Source organism: Lentimicrobiaceae bacterium (assembly GCA_020636745.1).
Classification (GTDB): domain Bacteria; phylum Bacteroidota; class Bacteroidia; order Bacteroidales; family Lentimicrobiaceae; genus Lentimicrobium.
This window is the reverse complement of record JACJXH010000004.1, coordinates 190,179-206,823: the sequence shown is the minus strand read 5'-3', so window position 1 is coordinate 206,823 and position 16,645 is coordinate 190,179. Positions and strand designations below refer to the sequence as shown.

14 protein-coding genes are annotated in these 16,645 nt (G+C 43.8%); 9 read left to right on the top strand and 5 right to left on the bottom strand.

Annotated features, from left to right (window positions below; genetic code table 11):
- Positions 1-18 precede the first annotated feature (18 nt).
- Positions 19-1,131 (bottom strand): DUF2027 domain-containing protein, encoded by a 1,113-nt coding sequence (locus H6541_08165; GenBank protein MCB9015754.1) that lies wholly within the window; start codon positions 1,129-1,131, stop codon positions 19-21.
- Between the two features lie 277 nt (positions 1,132-1,408).
- Between H6541_08165 and H6541_08160 the strand changes: the two genes are divergently transcribed.
- Entirely contained in the window at positions 1,409-2,602 is a 1,194-nt protein-coding gene (locus tag H6541_08160) for a cytochrome-c peroxidase (GenBank protein MCB9015753.1), read from the top strand.
- Position 2,603: 1 nt separating this feature from the next.
- Here the strand turns inward: H6541_08160 and H6541_08155 are convergent, their stop codons facing one another.
- Both H6541_08155 and H6541_08150 read right to left on the bottom strand, forming a co-directional pair.
- The gene (locus H6541_08155) at positions 2,604-3,809 is read right to left on the bottom strand and encodes a hypothetical protein (protein ID MCB9015752.1); all 1,206 of its coding nucleotides are present in this window, start codon (positions 3,807-3,809) and stop codon (positions 2,604-2,606) included.
- 76 nt (positions 3,810-3,885) lie between these two features.
- Complete coding sequence (locus H6541_08150; protein ID MCB9015751.1) at positions 3,886-6,003, bottom strand: S9 family peptidase; 2,118 nt, start codon at positions 6,001-6,003, stop codon at positions 3,886-3,888.
- A gap of 224 nt (positions 6,004-6,227) precedes the next feature.
- On the opposite strand from H6541_08150, the gene H6541_08145 reads away from it, so the two are divergent.
- The 8 genes from H6541_08145 to H6541_08110 all read left to right on the top strand — a co-directional run bounded on the left by H6541_08145 (position 6,228) and on the right by H6541_08110 (position 14,016).
- The gene (locus H6541_08145; protein MCB9015750.1) at positions 6,228-7,124 is read left to right on the top strand and encodes a hypothetical protein; all 897 of its coding nucleotides are present in this window, start codon (positions 6,228-6,230) and stop codon (positions 7,122-7,124) included.
- A gap of 163 nt (positions 7,125-7,287) precedes the next feature.
- Positions 7,288-7,758 (top strand): DUF2231 domain-containing protein, encoded by a 471-nt coding sequence (locus H6541_08140; GenBank protein MCB9015749.1) that lies wholly within the window; start codon positions 7,288-7,290, stop codon positions 7,756-7,758.
- Positions 7,759-7,800: 42 nt separating this feature from the next.
- Positions 7,801-8,478 (top strand): response regulator transcription factor, encoded by a 678-nt coding sequence (locus H6541_08135; protein ID MCB9015748.1) that lies wholly within the window; start codon positions 7,801-7,803, stop codon positions 8,476-8,478.
- Positions 8,475-9,851: a HAMP domain-containing histidine kinase gene (locus H6541_08130; protein ID MCB9015747.1), complete on the top strand. Its 1,377-nt coding sequence runs from the start codon at positions 8,475-8,477 to the stop codon at positions 9,849-9,851. Before H6541_08135 ends, H6541_08130 begins: the two co-directional genes overlap by 4 nt.
- Positions 9,852-9,952: 101 nt before the next feature.
- The gene (locus H6541_08125; GenBank protein ID MCB9015746.1) at positions 9,953-10,687 is read left to right on the top strand and encodes a rubrerythrin family protein; all 735 of its coding nucleotides are present in this window, start codon (positions 9,953-9,955) and stop codon (positions 10,685-10,687) included.
- A 392-nt stretch (positions 10,688-11,079) separates the two neighbouring features.
- On the top strand, positions 11,080-12,435 hold the full coding sequence (locus H6541_08120) for a DEAD/DEAH box helicase (protein MCB9015745.1): 1,356 nt from the start codon (positions 11,080-11,082) through the stop codon (positions 12,433-12,435).
- Between the two features lie 187 nt (positions 12,436-12,622).
- Positions 12,623-13,531, top strand: coding sequence for a hypothetical protein (locus H6541_08115; protein ID MCB9015744.1), 909 nt, complete (start codon positions 12,623-12,625; stop codon positions 13,529-13,531).
- Between the two features lie 59 nt (positions 13,532-13,590).
- On the top strand, positions 13,591-14,016 hold the full coding sequence (locus H6541_08110) for a phage tail protein (protein MCB9015743.1): 426 nt from the start codon (positions 13,591-13,593) through the stop codon (positions 14,014-14,016).
- A gap of 47 nt (positions 14,017-14,063) precedes the next feature.
- On the opposite strand, the gene H6541_08105 is transcribed toward H6541_08110, so the two are convergent.
- Together H6541_08105 and rlmN are read right to left on the bottom strand one after the other, a co-directional pair.
- A complete protein-coding gene (locus H6541_08105; protein MCB9015742.1) occupies positions 14,064-15,401 on the bottom strand; it encodes an MATE family efflux transporter in 1,338 nt (445 codons plus the stop codon).
- A 179-nt stretch (positions 15,402-15,580) separates the two neighbouring features.
- The gene (gene rlmN / locus H6541_08100; GenBank protein MCB9015741.1) at positions 15,581-16,645 is read right to left on the bottom strand and encodes a 23S rRNA (adenine(2503)-C(2))-methyltransferase RlmN; all 1,065 of its coding nucleotides are present in this window, start codon (positions 16,643-16,645) and stop codon (positions 15,581-15,583) included.

The window sequence follows — 16,645 nt, the reverse complement described above, 5'->3', positions numbered from 1 at the left end:
AAATCAGGCTTGTTCCTGTCAGTTGTTTTGTCTGATGTAGATATCAATGGCGCCATTGCCGTATTGGGCAAACGGAGCGTTGCGGAGCTCAAGATTTTCGTAATCGCCTATGTGCGAAATAATGGCCGACTTCAATGTGCCGTTGCCAATGCCATGTATAAAGGTGATTTTTACATAATTGTGAGCAATGGCGCTTTCGAGCATTTTGGTGAAATAACTGATTTGGTAGTTCAGAATGTCGTTGTTTGATAAGTCGGAGTAATCATCCTTGAGTGCTGAGATGTGCAAATCAACCTCAGCTTCGGTAGCTGATATGCGGTGTTTGTCAATCAAGGCCTGTGGTGTTAAGGCTGATAATTTCTGCTGTGCAGCCGGGTCCATGCCCGATTTTAGGGCTGCTTCTGAGGCTGGAATCACAACCTGACCAGCCAAATCGCCCAGGTTGACCACCACCGATTTATGTCCGATAAGCCGGAAATCCTGGTAACTGTTTTCTTTGTAAAAGCGCACGGGCTTAATTTTAAAAGCAGCATGCAGGGGGCTCAGCACCGGGCTGATTTCGTTTTTATAGAACAATACCTGAACGATACCGTCAGCCCAGCTTTCCAAATCTTCGCGCGTGATGGTTTCAATATGAATTTTGGAATAAGCCGGAATTACATCGTAATCAACTCCTGCATAGCCTTTCCCATCTTCGGCAAGCGAAAAAGTATAAAGGGCTTCGTATCCAGTGTTATTGACAATATAAATTTCGAGGTTGCCCGAAATTAGCCATTTTTGGTCTTTCGGAACAAAAGCGAGGTAGATGCCTTCAATAATTCCGGCGCCTGACTGGCGATAGAGGTAAGTGATGCGGTCGTCAGTTTCATCAGCCGATTCGGCTGGTTGGGCTTGTGCAGGTTGCGCAACAGGGGTTTGCAGGTGTGCCGGATAATCCACCTTTATCTGGCGGTCGAAAAACCGGTCGGCTGCACCCTGGGGCTCAATTTTAATCAGTTCGTGGGCCATTACCGGCACTTCAAATCCTTCTTCAATGGCAACATTTACCATTGTGTTGCTGAGGATGCGGGTGACAATGCCACCGCCCTGTTCATTCAAAAATCGTACTTTATCTCCTGGTTTAAAATCCATCTTATAGTGTTATTTGTTATTGGGTCCTGACTGGCAGAACGGGTTCCCGGTAGTTTTCTTTACGATGCAAAGTTAAGCATTTTAAAGGGGGGAAGCTACCTGGTGCCATACGATTGTATGAATTTAAACGTTTGCTTTGTGGCGGTGGTTTATTAAAAAATGTCCTCCCATCAATGAAGGCCATTGTTTTTAATGGTTGTGACTGCACTTTCAGGCCGGTTTTTTGAATGTTAAACCGCAGAATTGTGTAATTTTAGAGTCGGTTAAATTCGTCATAATGAAGCTATTTTGTTGTCATTTTCTTAAGCTTGCTGTTTCGGTTTTGCTGTTGCTGATGGTGGTGTCGTGTGGTGAAAAGGATTCTGAGCCATCAAAGCCAACGCCTTATAAGCTGGTAGTGCCTGAATTTTTTCCTACGCAACTTCATATTCCTGCCGAAAATCCTTTGACAGAAGAAGGTGTCAGGCTGGGCCGTTTTCTGTTTTACGATGGCCGTTTGTCGGGGCGCACGCAGGCCGATTCGCTGATGAGTTGCGGCAGTTGCCATGTGCAGGCCAACAGTTTTGAGCCGGGTATTCAGCATCCGGTGTTTGCCGGAGGCCGTACTTTCGGGCTCACCGGAATTTCTACCCCTCATGTTGCTTTGCCACTTATCAATCTGGTGTGGAATCCCAATGGTTATTTGTGGAATGGTTTTGTCAGGCGCGATAATCCTGATGTATCGAAACGCCGCCTCGAAGATTTGGTGTGGATGGGCGTTGTGGCCCCGCATGAAATGTGTGGCGATACCAATCGCACCAAAGCCTTGATACAGCAAATAAGTGGTTATCCCGGGCTGTTTGAAAAAGCATTTGGTTCAAAACAGGTAACCATGGAAAACATCAACCGGGCAATTGCCCAGTTTGTGAGAACCCTGATTTCGGCCAATTCGAAGTTTGATCGTTATATGAGGGGCGAAGAGCAGCTTACGCAGCAGGAGCTGAATGGTTTTATTCTGTTCAACACCGAAGAGGGGGCCGATTGCTTTCACTGTCATGGCAGCAGTGGCAATCCGCTGTTTACTACCAATTTATTTTACAACAATGGCAAGGATACGGAGTTTGACGATGCGCGCGACAGATATGCAGTCACCGGCATAGCTACTGACAAAGGAGCATATAAGGCAACCACCCTGCGCAATATTGCACTGATGGGCCCTTATATGCACGACGGGCGTTTTCAGACCCTTGACGATGTGATTAATTTTTATTCACATCAGGTAAAAATGTCGCCTTATGTAAATCCGTTGATGCATCATGTGGCTGAAGGCGGTATTCAACTCACTGCCACCGAAAAGGCCGAACTTAAAGCATTTATCCTGAGTTTGCAGGATGATACATTTCTGACCAATCCTGAGTATAGTCCGCCGGCTGTTTTTCCCGATGGGTCTACATATCAGCAGGTGGCAGGCCGCTTTTATTCCCAGCCTTAAATTACCTTTTCCCAATCATGGTAATCAGCTCCAGGTCGAACGTAAAGCCTATATAACCATTGATTTTCCATTCTTTGGTGGTGGGTATTGAAATGCCAGGCTGCAGCACATCGCCTACATTAAACCCTTCTTTCAATGCTTCATACTCGGCCACATTGGCGCCAATGTTAATGTGCAGTAAGTCAAAAAGTTTGAAGTTTGGCCCCAGGTAAAAGTTTTTAAACAGATTATTGCCGCCGAAGCCCAGGAAAAACCCTACATCATAGGTGAGGCTGCCGTTGGGCTTCGACAGATCTTTCAGCATAATACTGGCGCCGGTTACATAGTCAAACTCAATGTTGCTGGTGTTTTTGTTGCTGATGACATAAACCGATGGATTGTTGGCATCTTTAGGCGCCAGTGCAAAGTCGGGGGTACGGTAGTTTTTGATGGCAAAACCTTGTACAACCTTGGTTTTTTTCTTCTTATTGGTTACTGTTGAGTAACGGTTTTCGCAGTCTTTAAGTTTTATTTCGGCATATTTCAGCTGTTCGGTGGTAAGCATCAGGTTTTTTTCGGCCGATGATAAGCTGTTGCGCAACGAATCGGCTTTACGCTCGGTGTGGGCTTTTTCCGATACTATTTTGTTGATTTCTGAATTGCGGTTCTCGATGTCGCGGTTCTTCTCATCAATGTTCAGCTGCAGCAGCGATATTTCGCGCTCTTTTCCTTCAAGACGCGAGTCTTTGGTTGAAATCTGGCCTTCAAGTTTAACTTTGTCAATCATTGAACTGTTGATGGCTTCTTTATACAGCAGTTCTTTTTCGGCAAACAATTGTTCTTTTTCTTTTTGCAGCTTCAATTGACTCTCGAGCATTTCGCTTTTCTGATGCAACTGATGACCCAGTCCGGAAATCTGCTGATTAAGTGAGTCGTTGTATGTATGGAGGGTCAACTGCTGCTTTTTGAGTTGTTCAATCATTGCTTCGAGCTGCAAATTGCGATCATGCAATTCTGCTTTTTCTGATTCAAGCGCTGATTTGGTGTGCTGCAAGTCGTTTAACATGTATTGCAGAATAGCCACACTGTCGCTGGCCCGCATGCCTGATTGCTCCGGCTGTGATTGTACCAGTGCTTCCTGTGCACATACCGGAGAAGTGAGGGGGGTAGCAAATGCGAATAAGAAAATAAGTAAGGTAGTGGAGGTGAGTAGGTTGTTGAGTCTCATTGGTAAGCGTTTGTTTTTAAGTAAAAAGCCCCGCACGCAGTCCGGGGCTTTGTTTTAATTCCGGAGTTTTTGCCGTTTACTTAAACGTAGGTTTCATGCCTAAATTGTACATGGTAAAGGCCCACATGTCGGTAGCTTCTTCAATCATTTTCGAAACGGGCTTGCCGGCGCCATGTCCGGCTTTGGTTTCAATGCGGATAAGAACAGGCTTGTTGCAGGCCTGGCTTTCCTGCAATGTAGCGGCAAATTTGAAGGAATGAGCCGGTACAACGCGGTCGTCATGGTCGCCAGTGGTGACCATTGTAGCAGGGTAGCAGGTGTTGGGCCTGAGGTTGTGCAGTGGCGAATAGCCCAGCAGATAGCGGAATTGTTCCTCATTTTCGCTCGAGCCGTAATCTTCGGTCCATGCCCAGCCAATAGTGAATTTGTGAAAGCGCAGCATATCCATTACGCCAACGGCAGGCAGAGCCACGGCAAAAAGTTCAGGGCGCTGTGTCATGCAGGCTCCTACCAGCAGACCTCCGTTAGAACCTCCGGCAATGGCCAGCTTTTGGGGGTTGGTATATTTTTGCTCAATCAGATATTCTGCTGCGGCAATAAAATCGTCAAATACATTTTGTTTTTGCAGTTTGGTGCCAGCGCGGTGCCACTCTTCGCCATATTCGCCGCCACCTCTCAGATTAGGCATGGCAAATATTCCGCCATTTTCAATAAACAACATCCGGCTCACGCTGAAACCGGGAGTAAGGCTTACATTAAAGCCGCCATATCCGTAAAGGTAAACCGGATTGTTGCCATCCATCTGTATGTCGGCACGATGAACCAAAAACATGGGAATACGGGTACCGTCTTTACTGGTGTAGAATACCTGTTCCGAAACTATCCCCTCGGTGTTGAACCCAAGTGCTGACTGATGAAAAACTTCAGAGCGGTTGGAGGCTATGTCATACTTGTAAATGGTTGAAGGCGAAGTGAATGAGGTGAATGAAAAGAATGCCTGCCCATCTTCACGGGCGCTTTCAAAATCGTTGATGGTGCCTGGTTCGGGAAGCGCAATTTCGTGCATCAGACTTCCGTCAGCATGATAAACACTGGCTTTGGAAGTGGCATCTTTCATATACTGGCAAATAAGCATGCCTCCACCCGGATAGGCTGATTGTAGCACTTCGGCCTGTTCAGGTACCACCGTTTCCCAGGCTTCTCTTCCCGGATTGCTCAACTCAACTGCTATAAGCCTGTACCGGGGAGCCCCGTCATTGGTTCTGATGATAAACCTCTCACCATAATTGGTCACAATTTCATAATCATAGCGAAATCCGTCGGCTATTTTGATAAAACTGCTCTCTTTTTTACGCAGGTCTTTGATATAAAGCGCGTTGCCACTGGTGCTTTCTGTTTCAAATATGGCCAGAAAATCTTCGTCGGAGGTGGTTTGTGCACCATAACTTCTCAGCGGTTCAAGTTTATTCTCATAAATCAGCTGATCCTTACTTTGGTCATCACCCACTTTGTGGTAATAAACCTTTTTAAACTCATTTTTCGATGATAATTCACCGCCTTCGCCCGGTTTGTCGTAACGGCTGTAATAAAATCCTTTATCCTTCCAGGCGATATCTGAGAACTTAACCCACTCCAACTTGTCGCTCAGTAGCTGACCGGTAGAAGTTTCCATTACGTAAATTTCATTCCAGTCGGAGCCGGCTTTGGCAATGGCATAGGCAAAATAGCTGCCGTCTGCCGAGGCTTTGTAGGTGGCCAGGGCGGTGGTGCCATCAGCCGAAAGGGCATTTGGATCGAGAAAAACGCGGGGTTCACCGTTCAGCCCTTGCTGTATGTAAAGCACACTCTGATTTTGAATGCCATTGTTTTTGGAAAAGAAATAATAATTGCCCTTGCGAAATGGCACACCGTATTTCGGATAATTCCACAGTGTGGTGAGGCGGTTTTTTATCTCTTCGCGAAAAGGAATTTGCTGCAGATAAGTTTCCGTAACCTTGTTTTCTGCTTTTACCCATTGGGCAGTCTCTTTCGAGTTGTCGTCCTCAAGCCATCGGTATGGATCGGCTACCGCTGTGCCAAAATAGAGGTCAGTTACATCTGTTTTTTTGGCTTTCGGATAGGTGATTTTTTTCTGTTGGCTGTATCCATTGGTAAATAGTATGGTCATCATCAGGAATAGTGTTATCTTTTTCATTGTGTGAATGTTGGTTTGCGATTGCGCCTGTTGGAGGTTACAAATTTAATCATTTGGGTTTTATAAATATCTTAAAAAGTGAGATGACCGGACTGCTTTACGCTGATATTGTGTTATACCGGTTGGCAATTCCGCTTCTGATGAAAATTAGTATTACAGAGCGGTAAGGGTTTGCAATGTTTTTATTTCCTTTGCAAACGCATTATAAAAACTGAATCAGTGCCATGGAAAAGAAGTTAAAACAGATTGATCTTTATCGCAACAATTTAATTATTACTGATCCTGATGATCCGGAAATGCTGGGAGATGTACAGGTGAGCCGGGTTATTATGAATGAAGACGGACAGGAGATTGAACGAATTACCTACGATATTGAGGGGGAAGCCGAAGAGCGGGTACTGATTGTATATAAGGATGGAAAGCCGGTTGAAGAAATACTGGAAATGGCTGGCGAAATTGCTGAACGTACCACGCGCAGCTTCGATGAACAAGGGCGGATGTCTGTTGAATACAGGCATTACCTTGACGGTGAACCCGATGAAATACGCTACACATACAATGATGAGGGAAAGCTGGTTTTAAGGCAACTAACCGACAGCGATGGTGAAGAAGGCGAAAAGCAGCTATGGGTTTATGAGCAGGATAAACTGGTGCGCGAGGAGTCGTGGAATGAGTATGGCGATTTGGAAATTTCCAAAACATTTACCTATAGCGAGGATGGCACTCCTGAAGAAACGGTTGAGCTAAGCTTTTTGGGAGGTGAAGAAACCAGGCTGGTTACTTTATACGATGATGAAGGGGTGATTAGTACCGAAAAACGCTATGATGCCCGCGGCCGTTTGGTTTCCAGGCAAATCATTACACAGGGTGAAAACGGTCACACAGCCCGCATTGAAGAAGAAACCGTGGCCGGCAAGACCATAACCACGCTCGAATACGACGATGCCGGAAACAATACCGTACACGAAGAAACAGCCGAAGACGGCACCCGCCTGACCCGTATTGAAAGGCAGTTTAATGCCGATGGCCGTCTTACAGGCTCTGAAGTCTGGATGGAAAATACTTTACGCCGCCCAGGGCAACACTATCAGCTAAGATATGAATACACCTATTTTGAATAGGGAGGAAGTTGTCATCAGGAACTATGTCCTGCAGACTGCTTTTAGTTTTATTCAGATAAATTATTGAAATTGGGGTAAGAGGTGAATCTTAAGATAATCTTAAGAAAACTCTTACCCTATTTTAATGCGAATCATATCATCTTTGCATAAAAAAAGAAAAGTTATGATTTCAGCAACTCATATTCATGCGATGGTTATTCATTTTCCGGTGGCCCTTATTCTTGCAGGCTTTCTTTCGGAATTGATTTCATTTTTCAGTAAAAAGGAATTTTTCAGCAAGGCTGCATTTTATTTATTGATATTAGGGGCGCTGGGCGCGGTGGTGGCCTATATAAGCGGAAATGCCGCCGGCTCGGGTATTGAAGAAGGGCCGCTTAAAAACCCGCTTGAACTACATGAACAAGCGGCTACCATAACCTTATGGCTTGCTATAATTACTGCTTTTTTCAGAGCAGGGATGCTATATTTTAAAGAAAGCCGGAAATGGGCCAGGATTACCGGATTGGTTCTGTTTCTTGCATTATCAGGAGCAGTTGCTCGTACCGGATACCTTGGGGGGCAACTGGTTTACAGCCATGGAGCAGGTGTGCAATTGGCCCTGCCCGATTTTGGTGAAACATCAGGCGAAGAATAACTGCAATTTGTATCTTTGAATATAATAAGCTCTTTACTAATTATGCGGATACTCATTGTTGAAGATGAACCCTCCATTTCAGGCTTTTTACGCGATGGGTTAACAGAAGAAGGTTTTGCTGTTGATCTTGCTGATAATGGAAAAGCTGGCCTTCAGCTTGCCCTTGATAATATTGATGAATATGATGTCATACTTCTCGACTGGATGTTGCCGGGAATAAGTGGTATTGAGGTTTGCCGGAATATCCGGAAGGAAAATAAAAAAGTTCCTGTTGTCTTTTTAACGGCTAAGGATACGGTTGACGATGCTGTTTTTGGCCTCGAATCAGGTGCAAATGATTATATCAGAAAGCCTTTTTCGTTTGAAGAACTTCTGGCACGTATCCGGGTTTTGATGAGGGTGAATGAAACGGAAACGGTGGTTTTTAAAGCCGCAGGCATTGAGATGAATGTGGAAAAGCATAGCGTTGTTCAGAATGGGAGAATGATTGACCTTACACAAAAGGAATTTGCTTTACTTGAATTATTGCTAAGAAATAAAGGGAAGGTTTGTCGTCGTACCCGTATTATTGAAAAAGTGTGGGATTTGCACTTTGATTATGACAATTCTGTGATTGATGTTTATATCAATGCACTTCGCAAAAAGCTTGATTCTGCTGGGAAACCATCCCTGATAACTACCGTTAGAGGTGTAGGCTATAAAATAGATGACAGCCAATGACTCTCAGATTTAAAAACCGGATAGCACTATACAATACCCTGGCTATGGCCATTACCACAGCGATGGTATTTATTGTTGTATACTTTGTGGTTTATAAAACTTCTTACGATCATCTCGACAATGATATTCTTACAGAAAAGGAGGAGGTGTTCAGTAATCTTTATTTCCAGCAGGACTCAGTAGTGATCAACCGAATGCCGGAATGGGACGAGGCAGAGCATAATCAGGTTGAAGTGAGCCCTACATTCCTCCAGATTATTGATGCAAAGGGCAAGGTAATTTTTCATTCAGCAAATTTGCTTAAAGACAGGTTTGCATATAATCCTGGTGTTAAGGATGCTGTTTTTTATAATGGCGAAATCAATGGGCAGCGAATACGGTTGGGGCAGTTTCCGGTTACAAATGAGTCGGGCATAGTTATTGCGCAACTAACCATTGCCGTTTCACAGCAGGAGTCTTATGTTATTCTTAATCACCTTTTGCTGGTTTTGCTGATTTCATTTCCATTTTTGCTGATGGTGCAGTTTGTGGCTTCATCTCTGGCTGCTTCCAAATCTATCCGACCGGTACATCAGCTTATCAAAATAGCTTCAGGAATAGGGTATTCAAATATTGCCACCCGATTGGTGTTGCCTGAACATCGTGATGAGCTGTATGATTTAACGATCACTATTAATGAATTACTGTCGCGCATCGAATCCAGTATACTTCAGCAAAGGCAGTTTACCGGTGATGCTTCACATGAAATCAGAACACCGCTTGCCGCTATTCGCGGAACGCTTGAAGTGATGCTGCGCAAGCCCCGCGAGCCCAAAGTGTATGAGGCTAAAGCCACTGAAATTATTGCTCAGGTCGACAGGCTGGATGCCCTGCTCGAACAGCTATTGCAACTTGCCAGAATTGACTCAGGCGTGGCCGTGGCAAAAAATGAACGAGTAAACCTGGCTGAGATGGTGGCTGCGCTGGAGAATAAGTGGCAGTTGATCGCTGCGAATCTTCAAATCAATCTTTTTTTTCAAGTTAGTCAACCTGCTTTTGTGACAGGAGATCGCGTTTTTATTGAAATTATGGTTGATAATATCGTTGGCAATGCCTTAAAATACAGTAAGCCCGGCGGAAGTGTTGTGGTGTTGTGGAATGACGATACACGAATTTTATCAATTGAAGATGATGGTATTGGCATTTCTTCTGAAAGTCTTCCTTTTGTCTTTAACCGCTTTTTCCGTGCCGATGAATCCAGAAATTCACAAATTGGCGGCAATGGGTTGGGGCTTTCCATTGTAAAGAAACTGGCTGATATCCAGGGGATCTCCCTTCGTGCCGAAAGCAATCCGCGAACAGGTAGTATTTTCTTTCTTCAGTTTCCAGTCTGATTTATTAAGCAAATCTTAAGAATTACCTAAGGATGCCTGAAGGTGACCCGTTATACCTTTGTCTCGTCAATAAAAAATGAAACCCTAAAAACAGATAAAAAATGAAAAGAATAACTTTAATTCTAATGGCTGCAATGGCATCGTCAGGTGTTTTTACTTCATGCAACAGCAACTCAACTGCCAGTAGCAATATGCAACAACCAGCAGCAGAAAACCAGGAAATTGCCCTTGAAAATGAGGAATCAGGCCAGGTTGATGCTTCAAAACTGAATACCAAAGATGCTTCAGCCCTCAATGTTGAAAATATGCTTGATGCATTTAAGGGGGAAACTACTGCAAGTGCCAAATATGCAGCTTATAGTAAAAAAGCCGAGGAGGAAGGTTATCACCAGATTGCCATGCTTTTTAAGGCAGCATCGGCCTCCGAAAAAATTCATGCAAGCAACCACAAAGCTGTGCTCAAAGAGAGCGGAGTTACGGTGCCTGATATTGCACCTGAGTTTGTTGTAAAATCGACAAAGGAGAATTTGCAGGATGCCATAGCAGGTGAAGGGTATGAAGTGAAAACTATGTATCCTCAGTTTATTACCAATGCCAATGCTGCAGGTAATCAAATGTCGCTCATGAGCTTAAACTATGCCTATAAAACCGAGCAAAAGCATAAAGTATTCTACGAAAAGGCATTGGCTGCCCTGGATGCAAATAATGTTAAATCATTGCCTTCTGTTTATTTTGTATGTCCTACTTGTGGCAATACTTATGAGTCGGCAGCTCCTGAACGTTGTGGTATTTCAATGACATCGGGGGAAAAGTTTGTGAAAATTGCAAGCCTTTGATTAGTGATAGTGTGTGTGATAGTGCGAAAGCCCCGGGATATTCCGGGGTTTTTTGTATTTGACAATGTGCTTCAGTTTGATTTTCAGTTGCTTTATTTTAATCAGAGATTTAAAATTATTATTCTAATTTTGCAGCGGCTTGCCAAACCGGTACTTCCCGGTTTAGTCTCAGGGAAAGCAATTTTTGCTGACGCAATTTTTTTAACGTCCTGCATTTTAATCTCTGCTGTAAATCCCTGTCAGTATATTTGCCGGTTTACTGCTGATAATTTGTGATTCAGACCATGGCTTTATCGTAAAGGTGAAGAGAGTGATGCATGTTTTTGGGTAGGTAAAGCCTGTGTGGTAACTGATGCTCCGATATTTTTTTTTATTTCATTGAAACTGTTTTTATGTATTCCTTCGAAAATTTCAGGCTGTCGAAACAACTCAACAATGCACTTGCCGAGCTGGAGTTTGACAAACCCACACCTATTCAGGCCGAATCTTTTCCGGTAATCCTGTCGGGTAAGGATGTGGTGGGAATTGCCCAGACCGGCACAGGAAAAACCATGGCTTATCTGCTTCCGGTTTTAAATGAGCTGAAGTTTTCAAAACAATGGAATCCGCGGGTGCTGATTCTTGTACCAACCCGCGAACTGGTGCAGCAGGTGGCAGAGCAAACCCGGGCACTCACCACTTATATGAATGTGCGCATTACCGGCGTATATGGAGGTGTGAATATCAATACCCAAAAGCTGGCAGTTGCCCAGGGAACTGATATTTTGATTGCCACACCGGGTCGTCTGTATGATTTGGTTATGTGTGGGGCTTTGCAGCTTAACGGTATTCAAAAACTGGTGATTGATGAAGTTGATGTCATGCTTGACCTCGGGTTTCGCATCCAGTTGACCAATCTTATGGAACTGCTGCCTGCCCGCCGGCAAAATATAATGTTTTCGGCAACCATGACTGAGGAAGTGGATGCCCTGATTGATGACTTTTTTGTTGTTCCAACCCGCATTGCCATTGCTTTAAGCGGAACACCGCTCGAAAATATTCAGCAACAGTGCTACGAAGTAAAGAACTTTTATACCAAGGTTAACCTTCTGGTGCATTTGTTAAAAGATAAGAATGAATTTCGCAAAGTGCTGGTTTTTGTTACCGGAAAACACAATGCCGACAGGTTGTTTGAGGCTTTGGGCCCGCATTGTGGCTCTGAAACCGCTATTATTCATTCCAACAAAACGCAAAATTATCGTTTTGCTTCTATTGCGCAGTTTGATAAAGGAGCCAACCGTATATTGGTTACTACTGATGTTATGGCCCGCGGCCTCGATTTAGACAAAATAACGCATGTTTTTAACTTTGATACGCCGGTTTACCCCGAAAATTATATGCATCGTATCGGTCGAACCGGTCGGGCTGAACAGCAGGGCAAGGCCATTCTTTTTTATACCCCAAAGGAGGAAAATGCTAAACTGGCCATTGAAGCACTGATGAATTATGAAATTCCACGCATGGAATTTCCGGCTGAGGTTGAGGTGTCGTCAAAATTAATACCCGAAGAGCGCCCGAAGGAGATTGAGCTCAACAGCCCTCACCGGATTGTCAAAAGCCCCGAAGCAGGTGCTGCCTTTCACGAAAAGAAAGAGAAAAACAAAAAAACCAACCAGGGTGGTTCCTATAAGCGGGAGCTGGCAAAGAAGTATAAAAAACCCAAATCAAAAGGCGACAAAAACTTCAATAAACGTAAAAAAAGGAAGTAATAAGTTGCTTTACTGATGCTTTTTGTGCTTTGCTGATTTCCTGAAATTGCCTGGTCCCTTTATCAGGCATTTTTTCTTTTTATTTTCCTATATTTGCTGTTACCGGTCTTTTTTGAGCGCTTGCCGAAAAAACTCCGGGCTGAAAGGTATATGTTTTTTGCTGATAATAGCCATCAAGTCTGAACTGATGAACAGTACGAAGATTTATAAGATGCTTTATGCCGGCTTGCTTTCCGAAAAAGTAAGAGTGAAAGGCGAAGAAGTGATTATTTCAGTTGCCATTATCAGTTTCTTCGTGCATCTGATGCTCGTGCTCCTCAACGATTTTGATATTCTGCAACTTGATGAATATTCCAGGTTGTTGACCAACCCCATTGCGGCAATTTACACTCCCTTTTCCTTTGTTCTTATTTATGAGGTTTACCTGTTGGTGTATTATCTTCCCAAATCAACCACTTTTTACATTGGCAAGCAGTATGAGATTATAACCTTAATCCTTATCCGCAATGTTTTTAAGGATCTTTCGCAACTCGAATTTACACCCGATTGGTTTAATGTGGCCAGCGACCTCAGGTTTACCTATGATTTGGCTGCCACCCTTGTTTTGTTTTTTATGATTTTTATTTTTTACAAACTTAATGAGCGAAGGTGTATTGAGTCGGGCAAACCCTTGGAATTGTCACCTGAAGTCAAACGGTTTATCAGGCTGAAAGAGATCATTGCCATGATTTTGATTCCGGTTTTTCTGCTTTTGGCTTTTTTTAGTTTGGGCAGCTGGTTTTATCAGAGTTTCTTCTCTATAAGCCAATTGGTTTATTCGGTCAAGGATGTAAATAAAGTGTTTTTTGATGAGTTTTTTACAGTGCTGATTTTAATAGATGTGCTTTTGCTGTTGATTTCTTTTTTACTGACGGATGAGTTTCACAGAGTTATCAGAAATTCTGGTTTTATTATTTCTACTATCCTCATCAAATTGTCATTTAGCATTGAAGGTTTGCTTAGCGTAATTTTAATTCTGGTGGCTGTTTTGTTTGGAGTAATTATTCTGGCCATTTCAAACCAATACGAAAGGCTGGGGCGCAAACATCCCCAATAAACAGAGGGTTAGGCTATTGTAAGTGCTTAGTTGTTAGGCTTTTGGTATGCTTTATGGATATGGAAAACTCAAGGGGAACAGTTGCAGGGAGTCGGCCTCCGCTGCGTTTTGAAGTTAGTTTCGGTGGCCGGATATGCTATTTCAGCGAAGTGTCAGGACTTGCTGCCAATCTTAAAGATAAAGCCGGATTTTATTTTCCTGAAGGCCCTGTGGGCAGAATTGTGTCGCAACAGCGCGGGCATTTATTTTTTAAACGTGGGTTTTCTGTTCATCGCGATGACTTTGATTTATGGATGAATGTTGCTTTGCCTCAGCCTTTTCATGTCAGAATTTTATTGAAGGATGAGAACGGCCGGTCAGTTCATGCATGGATAGTTTACAATGCCCGTATAGTTAAGATTAACAGTGCAGGGCTTTCGGCAACTGGTCAGGAGGTTGTTTTTGAAGAAATTGAGCTTGCCCACGAAGGTGTAGTGGTAGATTAACTGTTTTTAATGATGGCTTTGCCTGGCTATGCCGGCAATTGAACAGTTTAGCGATATTTAACCACTGCCTTGGTTTTCCATTTGCCGGTGCGGTAGTATATATATGAAAAGCTCATCCCAAAGAACCATGCAATAGGCACAGCCCACCATATACCGTCAATGCCTATTCGATGTGATAAAAACCAGGCAATTGGAATCCGGACAATCCAGAGGGAAAAAAGTGTAATAAACATGGGAATAATAGTGTCGCCTGCTCCGCGCATAACTCCGCCCACAACAAACATGCTGGAAAAGAAAATATAAAATCCGCCCACAATGAGCAGATAGCGGGCGCCAATATCTATCACGCTTTGGTCATTGGTAAACATGGCCATAAGAGGTTCCCTGAAAATGATGACCAGGGCAGATGTAACAAGAGCTACCACTGTTGAAATGTTGAGGGTGGCCACCAATCCCAGTTTTACCCTGGGTGTTTTATTGGCGCCGATATTTTGTCCGGTATAAGTTGATAATGCTTGTCCGAAGTTCATGGCCGGCAAGGAAGCCAAGCCGTCTATACGTCCGGCCACGCTGTATGCCGCCACGGCATCGGTGCCGTAGTCGTTCACTATTCTGAGCAAAGCCAGCATACCCAATGAAACAAAGGTTTGTTGAAAACCGGTTGGAACACCTATGCGAATACTCGATTTGAATATATCGCGGTCCCAATCCAGCTTACGCCACGAGAGATTAATTACTTCATGAGTGCGGTTAAGGTAAATGACAGTAGTAAGGAATGCACCTGCCTGCGACAATACAGTGGCCAGTGCGGCACCTGCAATGCCCCATTTGAATACTACAATAAATAAAAGGTCGAAAATAATATTGGCCAGTGTGGAGATAATCAGAAAATAAAGCGGGGTCTTAGAATCGCCCAGCCCGCGTAAAATGGCACTTGTGCCATTAAATCCAAAAAAGAAGATCATGCCTGAGAGGTACACATTCATGTATAGTGCCGCATGCGGAATCAGTTCTTCAGGCAGTTTTATCAATCTGAAAATCGGGCCACTAAAAACCATACCCACAATGGCTATCAGGATAGAGGCAAAAAACAGGAAGATGTACATGGTGTCAATGGTCTTACGCACCCTGGCCATGTCTTTTGCCCCGAAATACTGCGCAATAATGATGGTTGAGCCACTCGCAATGCCTATTATAAATGAAATAAGCATAAAAATCAACGGGAATGAGGCTCCTACAGCAGCCAATGCTTCCTTGCCTAAAAATTTGCCCACAATTATGCTGTCAGTAACATTGTATAGTTGCTGAAAAACATTGCCTATGAGCATTGGCGTTGCAAATTGTAATATCAGTTTTCCGGGTTTTCCCTCGGTTAAATCGTGCATTGCGCTGTTATAGTTAGAATGGTGTTTTACTGATGTGTTAAACCGTTGTGATCTTGCATGCTTAGGCAAACAGCAATACTAATGTTTTCTGAGTGTGGACTTTCAATCTCACTTTGGCTTGGCAAAAGGGTCAATATCCTCAAGAAATTGGCACAGATTCCTGCATTTAACTTTTAAAATTATGCTTTGGGCTTGTTGTCTTCCATTTCGCGTTGTGCTTTTACCAGCTCTTTGGTTGAAAGCAATCCGCAGGCAGCTTCAATATCCTGTCCCCGCGATGCACGTAATGTGGTGACAATGCCTTTGTCATTGAGTGCTTGCTGGAAGTCAAGAATGGTGGCCTCGTCGGAGCTGAGTAAAGGTGTATCGGGAATCGGGTGAAAACGGATAAGGTTGATTCGGCTTTTGACTTTGTTGAGAATGCGCGCCAGTTCGTTTACATGCCTTCGGGTGTCGTTTACCCCTTTAAACATAATGTATTCAAAAGAAACCCGGCGGTATTTTCCGATGTCAAATTCCTGAATGGTGGCAATAACTTCTTTAAGCGGGTAAACGTTTTGGATAGGCATTAGTTTGCGGCGCTCGTCGTCGAAGGGTGTGTGCAGACTTACGGCAAGGTTGCATTTACTTTTTTCAAGAAACTCGCGCATAGCCGGTATGATACCGATGGTTGAAACGGTTACTTTTCGCACACTGATGGCAAATCCATATTCAGCTGTGAGAATCTCCTGACTTTTCATCACAGCTTCCAGGTTGTCAAATGGCTCGCCCATGCCCATGTAAACAATATTGGTCATCAGCTTGCGTTCGGGAATGCTGCGCAACTGATTGAGGATTTCGCCAGCCGAAAGATGGCCCTGAAACCCTTGTTTTCCTGTCATGCAGAACAAGCACCCCATTTTACATCCCACTTGCGACGAAACGCACAGCGTGTGTCGTTTGCCATCGGGGATGTAGGCTGCTTCAATAAATTTTCCGTTGCCAGCACTGAACAGATATTTCTTCGTACCATCAGCTGATTCCTTGACGCTCATAGGGGCTTTTACGCCAAAATCAAAGTTCTGCTGAAGCAGGGCCCTTGATTTTTTCGAAATGTTCGACATTTCATCAAATGAAACCACGTCAGTTTTGTATAGCCAATAAGCGATCTGTCCGCCTGTGTAGGATGGCAGTCCTAATGATTTTGATATTTCAGTCAGCTCGGCAAGTGTTTTGCCAAAAAGAGATTCTTTTATTTCAGACAT